The sequence below is a fragment of the Gemmobacter caeni genome, from assembly GCF_003054195.1.
Taxonomy (GTDB): domain Bacteria; phylum Pseudomonadota; class Alphaproteobacteria; order Rhodobacterales; family Rhodobacteraceae; genus Gemmobacter; species Gemmobacter caeni.
Window position 1 is genome coordinate 406,432 of record NZ_QBKP01000001.1, and the last position, 15,948, is coordinate 422,379.

Annotated in this window: 18 protein-coding genes; 10 read left to right on the forward strand and 8 right to left on the reverse strand. The window is 65.6% G+C overall.

The window, feature by feature from the left end:
* Nucleotides 1-67 precede the first annotated feature (67 nt).
* Both C8N34_RS01895 and C8N34_RS01900 read left to right on the forward strand, forming a co-directional pair.
* Complete coding sequence (locus C8N34_RS01895) at nucleotides 68-553, forward strand: DUF2244 domain-containing protein (protein ID WP_108127166.1); 486 nt, start codon at nucleotides 68-70, stop codon at nucleotides 551-553.
* A 69-nt stretch (nucleotides 554-622) separates the two neighbouring features.
* Entirely contained in the window at nucleotides 623-1,003 is a 381-nt protein-coding gene (locus C8N34_RS01900) for a VOC family protein (RefSeq protein ID WP_108127168.1), read from the forward strand.
* Between the two features lie 4 nt (nucleotides 1,004-1,007).
* Here C8N34_RS01900 and C8N34_RS01905 read toward each other — a convergent pair whose 3' ends face one another.
* Together C8N34_RS01905 and C8N34_RS01910 are read right to left on the reverse strand one after the other, a co-directional pair.
* Nucleotides 1,008-1,604, reverse strand: a complete 597-nt coding sequence (locus C8N34_RS01905) for a helix-turn-helix domain-containing protein (RefSeq protein WP_108127170.1) — start codon at nucleotides 1,602-1,604, stop codon at nucleotides 1,008-1,010.
* A 42-nt stretch (nucleotides 1,605-1,646) separates the two neighbouring features.
* The gene (locus C8N34_RS01910; protein ID WP_054301180.1) at nucleotides 1,647-2,105 is read right to left on the reverse strand and encodes a GatB/YqeY domain-containing protein; all 459 of its coding nucleotides are present in this window, start codon (nucleotides 2,103-2,105) and stop codon (nucleotides 1,647-1,649) included.
* 187 nt (nucleotides 2,106-2,292) lie between these two features.
* Here C8N34_RS01910 and carA point away from each other — a divergent pair, with 187 nt between their 5' ends.
* The gene (gene carA / locus C8N34_RS01915) at nucleotides 2,293-3,447 is read left to right on the forward strand and encodes a glutamine-hydrolyzing carbamoyl-phosphate synthase small subunit (RefSeq protein ID WP_108127172.1); all 1,155 of its coding nucleotides are present in this window, start codon (nucleotides 2,293-2,295) and stop codon (nucleotides 3,445-3,447) included.
* Between the two features lie 73 nt (nucleotides 3,448-3,520).
* Nucleotides 3,521-5,374 carry a glycosyltransferase gene (locus C8N34_RS01920; protein ID WP_108127174.1) on the forward strand — a complete coding sequence of 618 codons (1,854 nt, stop codon included), beginning with the start codon at nucleotides 3,521-3,523 and terminating at the stop codon, nucleotides 5,372-5,374.
* Nucleotides 5,375-5,376: 2 nt separating this feature from the next.
* Here the strand turns inward: C8N34_RS01920 and C8N34_RS01925 are convergent, their stop codons facing one another.
* Entirely contained in the window at nucleotides 5,377-6,012 is a 636-nt protein-coding gene (locus tag C8N34_RS01925) for a GntR family transcriptional regulator (RefSeq protein ID WP_054301182.1), read from the reverse strand.
* A gap of 96 nt (nucleotides 6,013-6,108) precedes the next feature.
* On the opposite strand from C8N34_RS01925, the gene C8N34_RS01930 reads away from it, so the two are divergent.
* The 3 genes from C8N34_RS01930 to C8N34_RS01940 all read left to right on the forward strand — a co-directional run bounded on the left by C8N34_RS01930 (nucleotide 6,109) and on the right by C8N34_RS01940 (nucleotide 8,329).
* The gene (locus tag C8N34_RS01930; RefSeq protein WP_108127176.1) at nucleotides 6,109-6,756 is read left to right on the forward strand and encodes a pyrimidine 5'-nucleotidase; all 648 of its coding nucleotides are present in this window, start codon (nucleotides 6,109-6,111) and stop codon (nucleotides 6,754-6,756) included.
* 91 nt (nucleotides 6,757-6,847) lie between these two features.
* Complete coding sequence (locus tag C8N34_RS01935; RefSeq protein ID WP_054301184.1) at nucleotides 6,848-7,069, forward strand: hypothetical protein; 222 nt, start codon at nucleotides 6,848-6,850, stop codon at nucleotides 7,067-7,069.
* Between the two features lie 63 nt (nucleotides 7,070-7,132).
* Nucleotides 7,133-8,329: a UbiH/UbiF family hydroxylase gene (locus C8N34_RS01940; protein ID WP_108127178.1), complete on the forward strand. Its 1,197-nt coding sequence runs from the start codon at nucleotides 7,133-7,135 to the stop codon at nucleotides 8,327-8,329.
* A gap of 68 nt (nucleotides 8,330-8,397) precedes the next feature.
* Here C8N34_RS01940 and C8N34_RS01945 read toward each other — a convergent pair whose 3' ends face one another.
* The 3 genes from C8N34_RS01945 to C8N34_RS01955 all read right to left on the reverse strand — a co-directional run bounded on the left by C8N34_RS01945 (nucleotide 8,398) and on the right by C8N34_RS01955 (nucleotide 10,559).
* Nucleotides 8,398-9,525: an aminotransferase class V-fold PLP-dependent enzyme gene (locus C8N34_RS01945; RefSeq protein ID WP_108127180.1), complete on the reverse strand. Its 1,128-nt coding sequence runs from the start codon at nucleotides 9,523-9,525 to the stop codon at nucleotides 8,398-8,400.
* 123 nt (nucleotides 9,526-9,648) lie between these two features.
* Nucleotides 9,649-10,107 carry an Lrp/AsnC family transcriptional regulator gene (locus tag C8N34_RS01950; protein ID WP_054301187.1) on the reverse strand — a complete coding sequence of 153 codons (459 nt, stop codon included), beginning with the start codon at nucleotides 10,105-10,107 and terminating at the stop codon, nucleotides 9,649-9,651.
* A complete protein-coding gene (locus tag C8N34_RS01955) occupies nucleotides 10,104-10,559 on the reverse strand; it encodes an Lrp/AsnC family transcriptional regulator (protein WP_054301188.1) in 456 nt (151 codons plus the stop codon). The genes C8N34_RS01950 and C8N34_RS01955 overlap by 4 nt, the downstream gene beginning before the upstream one ends.
* Before the next feature lie 211 nt (nucleotides 10,560-10,770).
* Between C8N34_RS01955 and C8N34_RS01960 the strand changes: the two genes are divergently transcribed.
* From C8N34_RS01960 to C8N34_RS01970, 3 genes are all read left to right on the forward strand, one after another.
* Nucleotides 10,771-11,937, forward strand: coding sequence for a Hint domain-containing protein (locus C8N34_RS01960; protein ID WP_108127182.1), 1,167 nt, complete (start codon nucleotides 10,771-10,773; stop codon nucleotides 11,935-11,937).
* A 135-nt stretch (nucleotides 11,938-12,072) separates the two neighbouring features.
* The gene (gene ilvC, locus C8N34_RS01965) at nucleotides 12,073-13,095 is read left to right on the forward strand and encodes a ketol-acid reductoisomerase (RefSeq protein WP_108127184.1); all 1,023 of its coding nucleotides are present in this window, start codon (nucleotides 12,073-12,075) and stop codon (nucleotides 13,093-13,095) included.
* 82 nt (nucleotides 13,096-13,177) lie between these two features.
* Nucleotides 13,178-13,567, forward strand: a complete 390-nt coding sequence (locus C8N34_RS01970; RefSeq protein ID WP_108127186.1) for a hypothetical protein — start codon at nucleotides 13,178-13,180, stop codon at nucleotides 13,565-13,567.
* Here the strand turns inward: C8N34_RS01970 and glmM are convergent.
* On the reverse strand, nucleotides 13,564-14,907 hold the full coding sequence (gene glmM / locus C8N34_RS01975; RefSeq protein WP_108127188.1) for a phosphoglucosamine mutase: 1,344 nt from the start codon (nucleotides 14,905-14,907) through the stop codon (nucleotides 13,564-13,566). The genes C8N34_RS01970 and glmM overlap by 4 nt on opposite strands.
* Complete coding sequence (gene folP / locus C8N34_RS01980) at nucleotides 14,904-15,917, reverse strand: dihydropteroate synthase (RefSeq protein ID WP_108127190.1); 1,014 nt, start codon at nucleotides 15,915-15,917, stop codon at nucleotides 14,904-14,906. Before folP ends, glmM begins: the two co-directional genes overlap by 4 nt.
* Nucleotides 15,918-15,948: the final 31 nt, after the last annotated feature.

Here is a 15,948-nt window from a genome sequence, read left to right on the forward strand (position 1 = left end):
TCCCCGGGGGTGAATTGCCGCAGGCAAGAGGGGGCGGAAAACCCCCTGTCGACAGCAGACATATCCCATGCCCTATGAATGGCTTCCCCCCTCGCCCGAAGGCGCACGGCTGCATCTCTGGCCCTATCGCTCGCTGCCGCGGCGCGGTTTCGTGTGGTTTGTCGGCGCCACTGCCGCGCTGATCGCCGTGCCGCTGATCGGGGTGCTGGGGTCGCCCGTGCTCTGGGCGCTGCTGCCCTTCCTGATCGCCGCCATCGCCGCGATCTGGTGGGCGCTGGACCGCTCATACCGTGATGCCGAGATCGTCGAGGATCTGCTTCTGACCCCGGCGCGGATGACGCTGACCCGCCACGGCCCGCGCGGCCGTCACCAGAGCTGGGAGGCGAACCCGCATTGGGTGCGGGTGGAGCGTCACGAAACCGGCGGGCCGGTGCCGCAATACCTTACCTTCTCCGGTGGTCCGCGCCCGGTGGAGATCGGCGCCTTCCTGACCCCCGAAGAGCGGCTGACGCTGGAGCATGAGCTGCGCCAGCATCTGCGCGCGCTGCGCTGAGACTGTCGCCTTTGTTCAATACGGCGGCGACCTGCATGCGCAATCTGGCCCGGTCGAAAGGAGCCAGACATGATTTTCCGCTATACGATCCTTTACGTTCAGGATGTGCCCGCCACCCTGGATTTCTATACCCGCGCCTTCGGGCTGGAGCGCGGCTTTCTGCATGACTCCGGCGATTATGGCGAGGTGCAGACCGGCGAGACTCGGCTTGCCTTCAGTTCGGTCGCGCTGATGCAGCGGCTGGGCAAACGCATCGCGACCGGGGCGCCCGCCCTGCCCGCTTTCGAAATTGCCTTTGAAACCGCCGACGTCGCCGCCGCGCTGGAGAGGGCCGTCGCGGCCGGTGCCGAACAGGTGCAAGGGGTCGAGCGGATGGAGTGGGGCCAGACCACGGCCTATGTCCGCACCCCGGATGGCACGCTGGTCGAGCTTTGCACAAAAGTCGGCTGACCGCCTAAAGACCCGGCGCCAGCAGCGCCGCCATGGCCACGGGATCGGCCAGAAGCCGGGCGGGCGGCGCGCCATGGAAGTGGCGCGCCTCGCGGGTGAAATGCGCCTGATCGGCATAGCCGGCACCGGCGGCGGCCATGGCCAGGGGCATGCCCTCGGCGGCTTCAGCCATCGCCCGGCGCAGGCGCGCCAGCCGAAGCCAGAACAGCGGCGGCTGGCCGGTTTCCGCACGGCTCAGTCGTTGCAGGCTGCGCAGGCTTTGCCCCAGTCTGCGGGCCAGCGCCCCGGCCCCGTCCGGTGGTTCCGCCAGCGCCGCAAGCATTTCGGTCAGGGCAGGATTGCCGGTGCAGATCGCACTGATCGCCGCCACCTCGTCCGGTTTCTCGGGGTCCAGCGCCGACCAGAGCGTCGCGGGCACACGAATTCCCGGCGCCAGACGAAAGCCCCGCATCGCTGTGCCGGTCAGTCCTCGCACCACCCGGACCCGAAGGTCCAGCGTGGAAACTTTCCAGACCGGCGCCTGTCCGGGCATATGTTGCCAGATCACATCCTGACAGCCATCTGGGAAGATCCGCACCGGGCCGGGACGCAACCGCGCCACCTGCCAGGTCTCAAGGCCCCCCCCCCCGTCATGCGCGGTCCTTCAGGCCAGCTTGTCCTTCACCATCGGGCCGACTGCACCAAAATCCATCTGGCCGGTGTATTTGCCCTTCAGCACCGCCATGACCTTACCCATGTCGCGGATGCTGGTGGCGCCCGCCTCGGCAATTGCGGCCTCGATGGCGGCAGCGACTTCCGCTTCGGTCAGCTGCTTCGGCAAGAATTCGGAAATCACCGAGATTTCGGCCAGTTCCTTCTCGGCCAGTTCCAGCCGCCCGCCCTCTTCATAGGCGCGCGCGCTTTCCTGACGCTGTTTCACCATGCGGCCCAGAATAGCCAGAATGGCAGCATCATCGACCACGGCACCGTCGCTTTCGCCCCGCACCGCGATCTCGCGATCCTTGATTGCGGCGTTGATCAGCCGCAGCGTGGAGAGCCGGTCGGCCTCCTTCGCCTTCATGGCATCTTTCAGCGTGGCTTGAAGCCGGTCACGCAAGCTCATGAAACACCCATCCCCAGGTTGCCCGAAGTCGGCAGTCTAACCGTTCACGCTCTGTAACACAACCAGCCGAAAAATGTGTAAGATACTGATTTTTATGAAATAATAATTTCACGCTTCGTAAGGATCATCGGCCTTGACCCCGCCGCCTGTCGCCCTTAGGTTCCCCCCGTTTATCCGGAGAGTCGCCATGCCCCAGACGCAAGTCCCCACCGCCTGCCTCGCGCTTGCAGACGGAACGATCTTCTACGGCAAGGGTTTCGGCACCCCCGGCGAAACGGTGGCCGAACTGGTGTTCAACACCGCAATGACCGGCTATCAGGAAATCATGACGGATCCCTCCTACGCCGGGCAGATCGTCACTTTTACCTTCCCGCATATCGGCAATACCGGCGTCACCGTCGAGGATGACGAAACGGCCGAGCCGGTGGCAGCGGGCATGGTGGTGAAATGGGATCCGACAGAGCCGTCGAACTGGCGCGCGACTTCGGATCTGCAAGCCTGGATGGCCGCGAAGGGCCGTATCGGCATCGGCGGGATCGACACCCGCCGCCTGACCCGCGCGATCCGGCAACAGGGTGCGCCGCATGTGGCGCTGGCCTTTGATCCCGAAGGCAAATTTGACCTTGAGGCGCTGGTCGCCAAGGCCCGCGCCTGGCAAGGGCTGGTGGGCCTCGATCTGGCGAAAGACGTGACCTGCGCACAAAGCTATCGCTGGGACGAAATGCGTTGGGCCTGGCCCGAGGGTTACAGCCGCCGCGAAGGTCCGGGCCTGCGTGTCGTCGCCGTGGATTACGGCGCCAAGAGGAACATCCTGCGCTGCCTCGCCTCGGCGGGTTGCGAAGTGACCGTGCTGCCCGCCACCGCGACTGCGGAAGAGGTGCTGGCGCATGACCCGGAAGGCGTGTTCCTGTCGAACGGACCGGGCGACCCGGCCGCGACCGGCGTTTATGCCGTTCCGATGATCCAGGAAGTGCTGAAGCGCGACCTGCCGGTCTTCGGCATCTGCCTCGGCCATCAGATGCTGGCGCTGGCACTTGGCGCGCAGACCGTGAAAATGGGCCACGGCCATCACGGCGCCAACCATCCGGTGAAGGAGGTCGGCACCGGCAAGGTGGAAATCACCTCGATGAACCACGGCTTCACCGTGGATGCGCAGACCCTGCCCGCCGGTGTGGTGGAAACCCATGTCTCGCTGTTTGACGGCACCAATTGCGGTATCGCCGTTGAAGGCAAGCCGGTGTTCTCGGTCCAGCATCACCCCGAGGCCAGCCCCGGCCCGCAGGACAGCTTCTATCTGTTCGACCGTTTCGCCGAGGCGATGCGTGCCCGTCGCGCCGGCTGAGCCAGACCTCCGGCCGTTAACCCCGCGTTAACGGCTTTCCGTCGATCCTGCCGCCGGATTGCACGGGATCGGCATGACGGCACACAGACCCGAGTTGCGGCAGGACCGGACCGCGCCCGTTGCGGGCGGCGGCGGGCTTGGTGTTGCCCTGCTGCGCGAGGGTCTGGTTCCGCCGCATGAGATCGTCACAGCGCTTGCCGATGTTCAGGCCACGCACCACGACCTCGCCGATGCTCTGCGGGGCGGCGGGCCGCAGCGTCCCGCGGTTTACGACAGCATGGCACGGCACTGGCGCGTCGATATCGCCAACCTGTCGCGCCAGCCGCCCGATCCGCGCCTGATCGACCGGCTGGGCATTGCCGCCTGCCTGCGGGACCGGCTGGTGCCCTGGCGACAAAGCGGGGCGCTGACCATCATTGCCGTGTCTCACCCCGATGTCTTTCATCGCCAGCAATGCTCGCTGGAGGCGGTCTTCGGGCCGGTAGGCATGGCCATCGCCCCGCCTGAGGAGATCGAGGCTGCCCTGATCGCCGTGCGCGGGCCGCAGATGGATCGTGCCGCCCGGTTCAAGGTTGCGGCAGAGGAAAGCTGCCGTGACTGGGGCGGGCACCGCCATGCCAGTGTCGCCCGCACTGCGCTGGTTCTGGCAATCATCTGGCTGACGCTCGCGCCGGTCAGCCTCGCGGCGGCTCTCGCCTTCTGGGCAGTGCTGACGCTGCTGTTCGCGACGCTGATGAAGTCCGCCGCCATCCTTGCCGCGCTGCGCAAACCGCCACCGGAGCCACCCCTGCCGCATATCGCCCGTCAGCCCGCCATCTCGATCATGGTGGCACTTTACCGCGAGGCCGATATCGCCCCGCGTCTGGTGCGGCGGCTGGGCCGTCTGGATTATCCGCGGGACTGTCTTGAAATCCTGCTGGTGGTCGAAGAGGAGGACAGCCTGACCCGCGCCGCGCTGGCCAGCGCCCGCCTGCCCGACTGGATGCGCGTTGTCGTGGTGCCGGATGGACCGCTGAAAACCAAGCCACGCGCGCTGAACCACGCGCTGAAGGCCTGCCGGGGCACCATCATCGGCGTCTATGACGCAGAAGACGCGCCGGAGCCTGACCAGCTGCGCCGCGTGGTCGAGCGTTTCCATCGCCGCGGCCCCGAGGTCGCCTGTCTGCAAGGAGTGCTGGATTTCTACAACCCGCAGACCAACTGGCTCAGCCGCTGTTTCACCATGGAATATGCCACATGGTTCCGCATCATCCTGCCGGGACTGGAGCGGCTGCGGCTGGCCATCCCGCTGGGCGGCACAACCCTGTTCTTCCGCCGCGATGCGCTGGAGCGGCTGGGCGGCTGGGATGCCTATAATGTGACCGAGGACGCCGATCTGGGCATCCGCCTCGCCCGCCACGGCTTTCGCACCGAGCTGTTGCCGACCACCACCTTCGAGGAGGCGAACTGCCGCGCCCTGCCGTGGATCAGGCAGCGCTCGCGCTGGCTGAAGGGCTACATGATGACCTATGCGGTGCATATGCGGTCACCCCGCCTGCTGCTGCGGCAGTTGGGCTGGTGGAAATTCGCAGGCTTTCAGGTGTTCTTCCTGACCACATTGTCGCAATTCCTGCTGGCGCCGGTGATGTGGTCGTTCTGGCTTGTGCCGCTGGGTGTGCCGCACCCGCTGGTCACCGCCATGCCCGGCTGGCTTTATGCGCTGACCGCCGGGATTTTCATGTTTACCGAGGTCATGCTGCTGATCGTCACCCTGGTGTCACTGCGACTGACCCCGAACCGGATCAACCCACTCTGGGCGCCGGTGCTGCATTTCTATTTCCCGCTCGGGGCGCTGGCCTCCTACAAGGCAGCGTGGGAGCTGGTGACGCGCCCGTTCTGGTGGGACAAGACGCATCACGGTCTGTTCGACCCGCTGAACGACGGCTGAAATCAGCGCAGCCGCAACTCGCCCGCATCAACCCTCAGCCGGGTTTCGAATGCCTTGGAAATATGCGCCTTCAGCGCCGCATAGGCGGCATCGCCGTCCCGCGCGGCAATCGCCTGCACGATTTCGTCATGTTCGCAGATCGCCACCTCGTCGCGCCCTTCGGCCGCGAAAGAGGTATTGGCCATCAGGGCCATCGAGCGATGCACGAGGTCGAGCTGCTGCACAAGAAAACGGTTGTGCGAGGCAAGGTGAATCTGCTTGTGGAACCGCTTGTTCGCCCGGCTCAGCGCACGAGGGTCGCCCCCCAGCAGCGCACGGTCTTCCTCGACCATCGAGCGCAGCACGCGGATTTCCTCATCCGTGGCATGGCGGGCGGCGAGCCGCGCGGCCAGCCCCTCCAGTTCCGTCCGCACGGTATAAAGCTCAGCCAGCTGGTTGTGATCCAGCGTCGCCACAATCAGGCTGCGGCCATCGCGGGTCAGCATCGACTGGGTCTCCAGACGCTGCAAGGCCTCGCGCACCGGGGTGCGGGACACGCCCAGCCGCTCGGCCAGCTCGGATTCAACCAGCCGCGAACCCGGCTTGTAATCCCCGGCCTCGATCGCTTCGAGGATCAGCGTGTAGGCGTCTTTCTGCAAGGGGTACTCCTTATCGCATCGCGCGACACTAAGCCGGGCGCATTGTCCGGTGCAAGCGCCATTGCCGCCAGAAGCCCGCTGCGATAGCTCTGGGATATGGTAGCCCAATCCTTCTCGCATGTCCGTCACTGGGTCTTCGACCTCGACAATACGCTTTACCCGCCCGAGGCGCGGCTGTTCGACCAGATCGAGCGCCGGATGACCGCTTGGGTGATGCAGGAGTTGAAGATGGACCAGCCGGAGGCCGACCGGCTGCGCCGCCACTACTGGCAGCTTTACGGGACCACCCTTGCCGGGCTGATGGCAGAACACGGCATCGACCCGCATGGCTACATACACGAGGTCCATGACATCGACTTCACGGTGCTGACGCCGGACGCCGGTCTGGCCGCACGCATCCGTGACCTGCCGGGGCGGCGGATCGTCTATACCAATGGCAGCGCGCCTTACGCAGAAAAAGTCCTGGCCGCGCGGGGGCTTGCCGGGGTGTTCGACGCCATCTACGGGGTGGAGCATGCCGGTTTTCGCCCGAAGCCGGAGCGCGCGGCCTTCGAGACGGTCTTTGGCCGCGACGGGATCGTGCCGGAAACCGGCGCCATGTTCGAGGATGATCCGCGCAACCTTGCCGCCCCGCATGACATGGGGATGCGCACAGTGCATGTGGCCCCCGCCCCTGCCCCAGCGCCGCATATCCACCACCATACCGACGATCTGAGTGGTTTTCTCGCCCGGCTGCTGCCCTGACGACCTGCGACAGCCTGTCGCGCGTCAAGTTGTATTCTGGAAACACCTTTGAGCGGCGGCGATAAACCGGCCACGCAAACAGGAGAGTTCCATGACCGCGCTTCCCGCCACCGGCCTTGGCCGTCTGCCGCTGATCGGCTTCATCGCCCGCGATATTGCCCGTGACATCAACGTCATTTTCTACATGCTGACCATTGTGGTGACGATGATCACGCTGGCGGTGATGACATGGGGCGTCGTCGCCCTCGCCATGGTGGCGCTGGCCATGGTGCCGGTGATGTTCTGTATTCTCATCGCCATCACGCGGGGCTGACGCTTCGTCGCGTGGACGACCCCTGCCTTCTGGTCTATCTGACAGGAGAACGGAGGGCTGGCCATGCGTGAGACGACCGACATCCTGATTTCCGGCGGCGGCGTGGCGGGGCTGGCGGCAGCCTGTGCCTTCGGCAGCGCGGGTTTTTCGGTGATCTGCGTAGAGCCGAACCCGCCGGTGACCGAGGCGGAGGCCGATGGCTCGGACCTGCGCACCACCGCCTTCCTGCATCCGTCAATTCCGGTGCTGGAGGCGGCGGGGCTTTGGCAGCGGCTGGAACCCCATGCCGCTGCGCTTCAGATCATGCGGATCGTCGATGCGGGTGGCGAAAAACCCGAGCCGCGCGTCATCAAGGATTTCGACGCCGCCGACCTGTCGGACAAGCCCTTTGGCTGGAACTTGCCAAACTGGCTTTTGCGGCGCGAGATGCTGGCACGGATCGGGGAGTTGCCCAATGTGCGGTTTCTGCCCGGCGTCGGCACCGCCAGCGTGCTGACCCGCGAGACCGAGGCGCTTGTCGGCCTCAGCGACGGGCGGCGCATCGCGGCGCGGTTGCTGATCGGCGCCGACGGGCGCAACAGCACGGTCCGGCAGGCGCTGAACATCCCGGTGAAAACCCTGCGCTACGGCCAGAAGGCGCTGGCCTTCGCGGTCAGCCACCCGATACCGCATGGCAATATCTCGACCGAGATCCACCGCTCCGGCGGGCCCTTCACCTTCGTGCCCCTGCCTGACCGCGACGGGCTGCCGCGATCTGCCGTGGTCTGGATGGACCACTCGGCCGAAATCGACCGCCGCATGGCGCTGTCCGTGGCCGGTTTCGAGGCCGAGATGATGGAGCGCTCCTGCGGGCTGCTGGGGCCGCTGACGCTGGTAAGCCGCCTGACAAGCTGGCCGATCATCGCTCAGATCGCCGCCCGCATGTCGGGCGAGCGCGTGGCGCTGATGGCCGAGGCCGCGCATGTGATGCCCCCCATCGGGGCGCAGGGCCTGAACATGAGCCTCGCCGACCTGACCGCGCTGCTGGATCTGGCGCAGGCTGATCCCGCGCATCTGGGTAATGCCGCGATGCTGGACGCCTATCACCGCAAGCGGCATCTGGATGTGGAAGCACGGGTGCGCGGCATCGACCTGTTGAACCGCGCCTCGCAGATCGGGGCGCAGCCGCTGCGTGATCTGCGGGCGGCAACGCTGGACGCGCTCTATTCCGTGGCGCCGGTCCGGCGCGGGCTGATGCGGGCGGGGATCGGGGTGCGGTGAGACACGGCTGAACCGGGGTCTGCCCCCGGTTCGCCACCCTATTTTCGGCGGAGTGAATGCTCTGCCCGTCAAAGCACCTTGTCGAGCACGGCTTTCAGGCGGGCCACGGTGCCATCCACATCCTTCAGCTTGTCGAGACCGAACAGACCGAGGCGGAAGGTGCGGAACTCCGGCCCTTCGCCCACCTGCAAGGGCACGCCCGCCGCGATCTGCATGCCTTCGGCGAGGAACTTCTTGCCATTCTGAATGTCGGGATCGTCGGTATAGCTGACCACCACGCCCGGCGCACCAAAGCCTTCGGCCGCCACCGACTGCACGCCCTTTTCCGCCAGCAACGCGCGGACGGCGCGGCCTAGTTGCCACTGCGCGGCCTTCGCCGCCTCGAACCCCAGCGTGCGGGTTTCGGCCATGGCATCCCGGAAGCCGATCAGCGCGTCGGTCGGCATGGTGGCGTGGTAGGCATGGCCGCCCCCCTCATAGGCCGCCATGATCGCGCGCCATTTCTTCAGGTCCAGCGCAAAGCTGCTGGAAGTCGTGGCCTCCAGCCGTTCGACGGCGCGCGGCGACAGCATCACAAGGCCGGCCGAGGGCGAGGCCGACCAGCCCTTTTGCGGCGCCGAGATCAGCACATCCACGCCGGTCGCCGCCATATCGACCCAGATCGTGCCCGAGGCGATGCAGTCGAGCACCATCAGCGCGCCGACCTCATGCGCGGCCTCCGCCATCGCGCGGATATAATCGTCGGGCAGGATCAGCCCCGCCGCGGTTTCCACATGCGGGGCAAAGACCACATCGGGGCGGGTGTCGCGGATCTTCGCCACCACCTCGTCAATCGGCGGCGGTGCAAAGGGGGCGCGGGCGCCATTGCCGGATTGCCGCGCCATGACGACCGTCGTGTCCCCGGCAAAGCCGCCTGCTTCGAAAATCTGGCTCCAGCGGTAGGAGAACCAGCCGTTGCGCACGATCAGCGCATGGGCGCCGCTGGCGAACTGGCGCGCGACCGCCTCCATCGCATAGGTGCCGCCCCCGGGCACCAGCGCCACGGCGGCGGCGCCATAGACCTCGCGCAGGAGGCCGGAGATATCGCGCATCGCCTGTTGAAAACGGTGCGACATATGGTTCAGCGAGCGATCGGTGAAGACCACCGAAAATTCCTGCAAGCCTTCCGGGTCCACTTCGGGGCGCAATCCGGGCATGACGATCTCCTCTCATTCTTCCGGGGAACCCTAGCGCGAGACGGCACGGCTGCGCCCGCGAAATCCGACATGAATTCCGCCGGATTGCGCGAAAGCACTTGTTTCGGTTTGCGAAAGCCGCCCTCAGCCCAGCGGGCCGGGGCGCGGTTCTTCGGACAGGACCACATTCGCCTCGACCTGCCCCACCCCGGGCAGGGTCATGATCCGCCGCCGCAGCACGCGTTCGAAATCCGAAATGTCGCGGGCGACAACGCGCAGGCGGTAGTCGAACAGGCCAAGGACATGCTGCACCACCTGCACCTCGGGAATGGCGGTCACGGCGCGTTCGAAGTCCTCAAGACTGACGCGGCCCTTGGTGGCCAGCTTCACACCCAGAAACACCGTCACCCCGAAGCCAAGCGCCGCGCGATCCACCAGCACGCGCTGGCCCTTCAACACACCGGCATCGGTCAGCCGCTTCACCCGACGCCAGGCGGCAGGCTGGCTCAGGCCATGACGGCGGCCCAGTTCGCCTGCCGACAGCGTGCCGTCACGGGCAAGGTCGCGCAGCAGCGCACGGTCGGTGTCGTCCAGGTCGATCACAGCGGCAGCCCCGCGCTGTCCTTGATGGTGGCCACCAGCATCAGCGCCTCGATGTCATTGATATGCGGCAGGGTCAGGATGCGTTCGCGGTAGATCTGCTGATAATGCTGCAGATCGCGCGCGATCACGTTCAGACGCACGTCGACGCGGCCCAGAAAGGTTTCGAAACCAATGACCTCGGGCACCTCGCGCGCCGCTTGCAGGAATTCATCGAAAGCGCGGGGGTGGGTCTTGTCGAGCGTGAAGCGCAGCGAGACTTCCACCTCATACCCCAGCGCATGCCAGTCGATCACCGCCTGCCGGGCCTGAATGACCCCGCTGTCGGCCAGCCGCTCCAGCCGGCGCCAGCAGGTCGCGGTGGTCAGGCCCGCACGCTCTGCCAGCGTGGCGGTCGGCAGGCCTGGTTCGGCCAGCAGATGCCGCAAAAGCCGCCTGTCGCTGTCATCAAGCATGATGCTCACATGAATCCTCTATTTCGCGAATGAGATTTTCGCAGAAACCCTGTCCCGGGTCAAACCGGCGCCAGCCACCTTTCTGCCACAGTGCCGGATAAACCGCTGCCCCACCGCCGAATTCCGGCAACATCATGCAGCCGTGCGGGTAAGCTTGGCCAAAGCAGTGCGCCCTGCAACGACAGGGTACGAGAAGAACAGGCCCCATCGGATGACCGAACGCACCATCTATGTCTTCGCCAAAAGCGGGGTCTCGATCACCCGTATCAACGGCGCCGCCACCAACCAGAATGACATCATCGGCAATGCGCTGAACGGAGATGCCTTCAGCTGGGAAGTGCCTTATGATCTTGCGCTGACCTTCTCGGGGCCGACCACCGCCATTCATTTCGATGACAGCGACGGCTATCTGACGGATGATCCATTCTCCGGCGCCACCGTGATCGACCAGCGGCTGACGCAATCGCTGAACATCAACGGCACCACCTACAACCCGTCGAATGAAACGATCCGTTGGAAATACCCGCCGCCGGTGGGCGTGGAAAACGAATATGAGGTCACGCTTTATGATGCGGCGGGGCACAGCTACCGCATGGTGGGCGTGTCGATCACCCAAGGCTATACGACCCAGGTTGTCGGTGTCATGTTCGAGGGGGAGCAGCCCCCCGCAGGCACCAAGCTTTATTACCTGCAGCGGATCTCCAGCTATTCGGGCTATGGCCAGTCCACGCCGATCATCGACCCGGTCACCTGTTTCCTCGCCGGAACCCGGATCGAAACCGGGGATGGTCCGCGCCCGATCGAAAGCCTGCGCGCGGGCGATATGGTGCGGACCCTGCATCACGGCATGCAGCCGCTACGCTGGATCGGGCACAGCACCGTGCGCGGCATCGGGCTGAATGCGCCGGTGCAGATTGCCGCCGGGATCATGGGCAATACCGAGGCCCTGAGCGTTTCGCCCAATCACCGCATCCTGCTGCGCTGCGCCGAGGCCGAGCTGTTCTTTGGCAGCACCGAGGTACTGGTGCCCGCAAAATTCCTGATCGATGGCCAGAGCGTGCACAGCATGCCCGCACGGCAGGTCGATTACCTGCATCTGCTGCTGGACCGGCACGAAACCGTGTTTTCCAACAACGTGGCAACCGAAAGCCTGTTTGCCGGTCAGGTGGCTCTGGATTCGCTCGATACCGCCGCGGTGGACGAGTTGCGTGACCTGATGCCCGGTCTGGATCTGCGGCACCACCGGCTCAGCCACCGCAGCCTGAACCGGGGAGAGGCAGCATTGCTGCTGTCGCATCTGCGGGCCGGTGGCACGGGGATGCGGCTGCCCGGGATCGTGCTGTCAGCCCCCCCCGCCCGTACGCGCAAAGCGGCATGATGAATTGAAATCCGACTGATAGCTCATCTGGCGCATGATTTTTGCGGCAGACCGGATCAATCAGAGAATTTTGCACAGAACCGCGCAGGAATTTCCCTATTCTGCCCATCATCAAGGCAAGGAAAGGACCGCCTCATGCGCGTGTATTACGACCGCGATTGCGACATCAACCTGATCAAGGACAAGAAAGTGGCCATCCTGGGCTATGGCTCGCAAGGCCACGCCCATGCGCTGAACCTGCGCGACTCGGGTGCCAAGAACGTGGTCGTCGCGCTGCGCGCCGGTTCGGCCTCGGCCAAGAAAGCCGAAGGCGAAGGCCTGAAGGTCATGGAAATCGCGGAAGCCGCCGCCTGGTGTGACGTGATCATGTTCACCATGCCCGATGAGCTGCAAGCCGAAACCTACAAGAAATACGTCCGTGACAACCTCAAGCCCGGCTCGGCCATCGCCTTCGCCCACGGCCTGAACGTGCATTTCGGCCTGATCGAGGCGCCGGAAGGCGTGGACGTCATCATGATGGCGCCGAAAGGCCCGGGCCACACCGTGCGCGGTGAATACGTCAAAGGCGGCGGCGTGCCCTGCCTCGTGGCCGTCCATCAGGACGCGACCGGCAAAGCGCTGGAAATCGGCCTGAGCTACTGCTCGGCCATCGGTGGCGGCCGCTCGGGCATCATCGAGACCAACTTCCGCGAAGAATGCGAAACCGACCTGTTCGGCGAACAGGCCGTGCTGTGCGGCGGTCTGGTCGAACTGATCCGCATGGGCTTTGAAACCCTGGTCGAAGCCGGTTACGCCCCGGAAATGGCCTATTTCGAGTGCCTGCACGAAGTGAAGCTGATCGTGGACCTGATCTACGAAGGCGGCATCGCCAACATGAACTACTCGATCTCGAACACCGCCGAATATGGCGAATATGTCTCGGGCCCGCGCATCCTGCCCTACGAGCAGACCAAGAAAGCCATGAAGGAAGTCCTGACCGACATCCAGACCGGCAAGTTCGTGCGCGATTTCATGCAGGAAAACGCCGTGGGTCAGCCGTTCTTCAAGGGCACCCGCCGCCTGAACGACGAGCACGAGATCGAGCAGGTCGGCGCCAAGCTGCGCGCGATGATGCCCTGGATCTCCAAAGGCAAGATGGTCGACCGTTCGCGCAACTGAGCCGCGACCATTCGCATCAGAAGGGGCGCCTTGCGGGGCGCCCCTTTTTCGTTCAGGGTCAAGGCGTTGAAAGAGGTGCCCCATGCCCGATCTGCCACCTGACAAGATTGACGCCATTCTGGCGGAACGCGCGCGGTTCTTCACCGCCGGCTGGTTCCGCGAGTTGCTGGCGGGGCGGATGACGCCGGGCGAAACCTTTTGGGCGGGCACCTATGGGCCGCTGCTGTTTCTGGTGCCGGGGCTGGTGCTGCTGGCCATGCTGCTGGCGATCTTCGCGCCGGCCGCCAGCACGCCGGTGATGGCGCTGAGTTCGATCTTTTTCGGCATCTACCTGCTGGTGCTGCTGCGGGCGCTCGTCCGCAGCACGGCACGCGCGACGAGGCCAAAGACCTGGCCCCGCGTCGGGATCATTGTCACGCTACTGAATGCGCTGGCCAATATCGGCACAGGCGTGGTGCTGCTTGTGGCCTAGACAGCCGCCTCCACCGCCGCGACGATGCCCGCGACCTCGGCCTGCAACAGCGCCTCATCCTCACATTCGGCCATGACGCGGATCAGCGGTTCGGTGCCCGACTTGCGGATCAGCACGCGGCCCCGGCCGGTCAGCCGCGCTTCGGCCTCGGCAATGCGGGCCTTGACGGTTGCGTCGGAAAGCGGTTGTTTTCCAGCCTCATAGCGCACGTTCTTCAGAAGCTGCGGCACGGTTTCGAACGTGTGCAGCAGGTCCGAGGCCGGACGCTCGGTACGGGCCATCTCGGCCAGGAATTGCAGTCCGGCCACCAGCCCGTCACCAGTGGTGGCGTAATCGGTCATCACGATATGGCCAGATTGCTCGCCGCCCAGGTTGAAGCCACCGCGCCGCATCGCCTCGACCACATAGCGGTCGCCAACGGCGGTGCGTTCCAGCCGCAGCCCGCGCCCTTGCAGAAAACGTTCCAGCCCGAGGTTCGACATCACCGTTGCGACCAGCGTGCCGCCGCGCAGCCGTCCCTCCTCGGCCCAGCGGGCAGCGAGAAGCGCCATGATCTGATCGCCGTCCGCCGTACGGCCGTTCTGATCGAGGATCATCACCCGATCCGCATCGCCATCCAGCGCGATACCGACATGGGCGCCATGCGACACCACCGCCTCGGCAGCGGTCTGGGTATGGGTCGAGCCGCACCTTTCGTTGATATTGGTGCCGTTCGGGGACACGCCGATCGGGATGACCTCGGCCCCCAGCTCCCACAGCACCTCCGGCGCGGCCTTGTAGGCGGCCCCATTCGCGCAGTCGATCACCACTTTCAGCCCGTCCAGCCGCAGGCCCGCCGGGAAGGTGGTTTTGACGAATTCCTGATAGCGCCCGCGCCCGTCTTCGATCCGCCGGGCGCGGCCGATGTTCTGCGGCTGGGCGGGCGCAATTTCGCCCTCAAGGATCGCCTCGATCTCGGCCTCGGCCTCGTCGGACAGCTTGAATCCGTCGGGACCGAAAAACTTGATCCCGTTATCGTGGTGCGGATTGTGGCTGGCCGAAATCATCACGCCCAGATCGGCGCGCATGCTGCGGGTCAGGAACCCGACCGCCGGTGTCGGCACCGGCCCCAGCAGCAACACATTCATGCCGGTCGAGGTCAGCCCGGCCGTCAGCGCGTTTTCCAGCATGTAGCCGGAAAGCCGGGTATCCTTGCCAATCACCACGCGATGCGCCGAACCGCCGTCACGGCGGAAAAACCGCCCGGCGGCTGCGCCAAGGCGCAGCGCCATCTCGGCAGTCATCGGATAGGTATTGGCGCGGCCCCGAACCCCGTCGGTGCCGAAAAGCTTGCGGCTCATGCCACATCTCCTGTCGTGACGGAGCGCCACAGGGTCAGGGCCTGCCGCGTCTCCCATACATCATGGACACGCAGAACCTGCGCGCCCTGCGCCACCCCGGCCAGCGCCACGGCAACCGAGCCGGGCGCCCGGCGCGCGGCTTCAGCCTCGCCGCCCAGCGTGCCGATGAACTTCTTGCGGCTGACCCCCAGCAAAATCGGGCAGCCAAGGCCGTGAAACAGGCTCAGCCCCCGGATCAGCATCAGGTTATGGTCCAGCGTCTTGCCAAAGCCGATACCGGGATCGACCATGATCCGCGCGCGGGGAATGCCTGCGGCTTCCGCCTCGGCCACCTTGGCGGCGAGGAAATCATAGACATCCAGCAGCACGTCATCATAGCACGGGTCCAGTTGCATGGTCTGCGGCGTGCCCTGCGCATGCATGAGGCAAACCGGCGCACCGGCATCAGCCGTCACCTGCTTCAGCGCCGGGTCATAGGTGAAGGCGGAAACATCGTTGACGAAGCTCGCCCCCGCAGCCAGCGCCGCCGAAGCCACGGCCCCCTTGCGCGTGTCGATGGAAATGGCCGCCTCGATCCCGCCGGCGCGCAGGGCGGCGATCACCGGGGCGGTGCGCGCGGTTTCCTCCGCCGCCGGCACCTCGACCGCACCGGGCCGCGTGCTTTCGCCTCCGATGTCGATGATATCGGCCCCCGCCCCAGCCATCATCTGCCCCTGGCTCAGGGCCGCTTCCGGCGCAAGGAACTGGCCGCCGTCGGAAAAGCTGTCGGGCGTAACGTTCAGGATACCCATGAGGCGCGGGCGGTCCATCGAAAGCCCGGCGAAATCGGCGCGCGGCGCCGTCAGTCGCGCGCGTGCCTCTTCCGGCAGGTCCGCAGCGGCGATGAGATGTGACGGGCGGTCGCGCTCCCGCACTTCGACGCGGTCAAACCAAAGCCAGCCACCGGCCAGCGTCAGGGCGCCGTCGGGACGGCAGGGATCGGAGGAGGTGACAGGTCTGTAATATCGCATGCCTTCGGATAGGCCCTTGCTGCGATACAGG

Excerpts from the sequence above, each read along its gene's own strand:
- C8N34_RS01920 (WP_108127174.1), top strand. The coding sequence starts at position 3,521 with ATGACGGCACACAGACCCGAGTTGCGGCAGGACCGGACCGCGCCCGTT.
- C8N34_RS01960 (WP_108127182.1), top strand. The coding sequence starts at position 10,771 with ATGACCGAACGCACCATCTATGTCTTCGCCAAAAGCGGGGTCTCGATC.
- glmM (WP_108127188.1), bottom strand. The coding sequence starts at position 14,907 with ATGAGCCGCAAGCTTTTCGGCACCGACGGGGTTCGGGGCCGCGCCAAT.
- ilvC (WP_108127184.1), top strand. The coding sequence starts at position 12,073 with ATGCGCGTGTATTACGACCGCGATTGCGACATCAACCTGATCAAGGAC.
- C8N34_RS01945 (WP_108127180.1), bottom strand. The coding sequence starts at position 9,525 with ATGCCCGGATTGCGCCCCGAAGTGGACCCGGAAGGCTTGCAGGAATTT.
- C8N34_RS01910 (WP_054301180.1), bottom strand. The coding sequence starts at position 2,105 with ATGAGCTTGCGTGACCGGCTTCAAGCCACGCTGAAAGATGCCATGAAG.
- C8N34_RS01955 (WP_054301188.1), bottom strand. The coding sequence starts at position 10,559 with ATGCTTGATGACAGCGACAGGCGGCTTTTGCGGCATCTGCTGGCCGAA.
- C8N34_RS01900 (WP_108127168.1), top strand. The coding sequence starts at position 623 with ATGATTTTCCGCTATACGATCCTTTACGTTCAGGATGTGCCCGCCACC.
- C8N34_RS01935 (WP_054301184.1), top strand. The coding sequence starts at position 6,848 with ATGACCGCGCTTCCCGCCACCGGCCTTGGCCGTCTGCCGCTGATCGGC.
- carA (WP_108127172.1), top strand. The coding sequence starts at position 2,293 with ATGCCCCAGACGCAAGTCCCCACCGCCTGCCTCGCGCTTGCAGACGGA.
- folP (WP_108127190.1), bottom strand. The coding sequence starts at position 15,917 with ATGCGATATTACAGACCTGTCACCTCCTCCGATCCCTGCCGTCCCGAC.
- C8N34_RS01940 (WP_108127178.1), top strand. The coding sequence starts at position 7,133 with ATGCGTGAGACGACCGACATCCTGATTTCCGGCGGCGGCGTGGCGGGG.
- C8N34_RS01895 (WP_108127166.1), top strand. The coding sequence starts at position 68 with ATGCCCTATGAATGGCTTCCCCCCTCGCCCGAAGGCGCACGGCTGCAT.
- C8N34_RS01930 (WP_108127176.1), top strand. The coding sequence starts at position 6,109 with ATGGTAGCCCAATCCTTCTCGCATGTCCGTCACTGGGTCTTCGACCTC.
- C8N34_RS01970 (WP_108127186.1), top strand. The coding sequence starts at position 13,178 with ATGCCCGATCTGCCACCTGACAAGATTGACGCCATTCTGGCGGAACGC.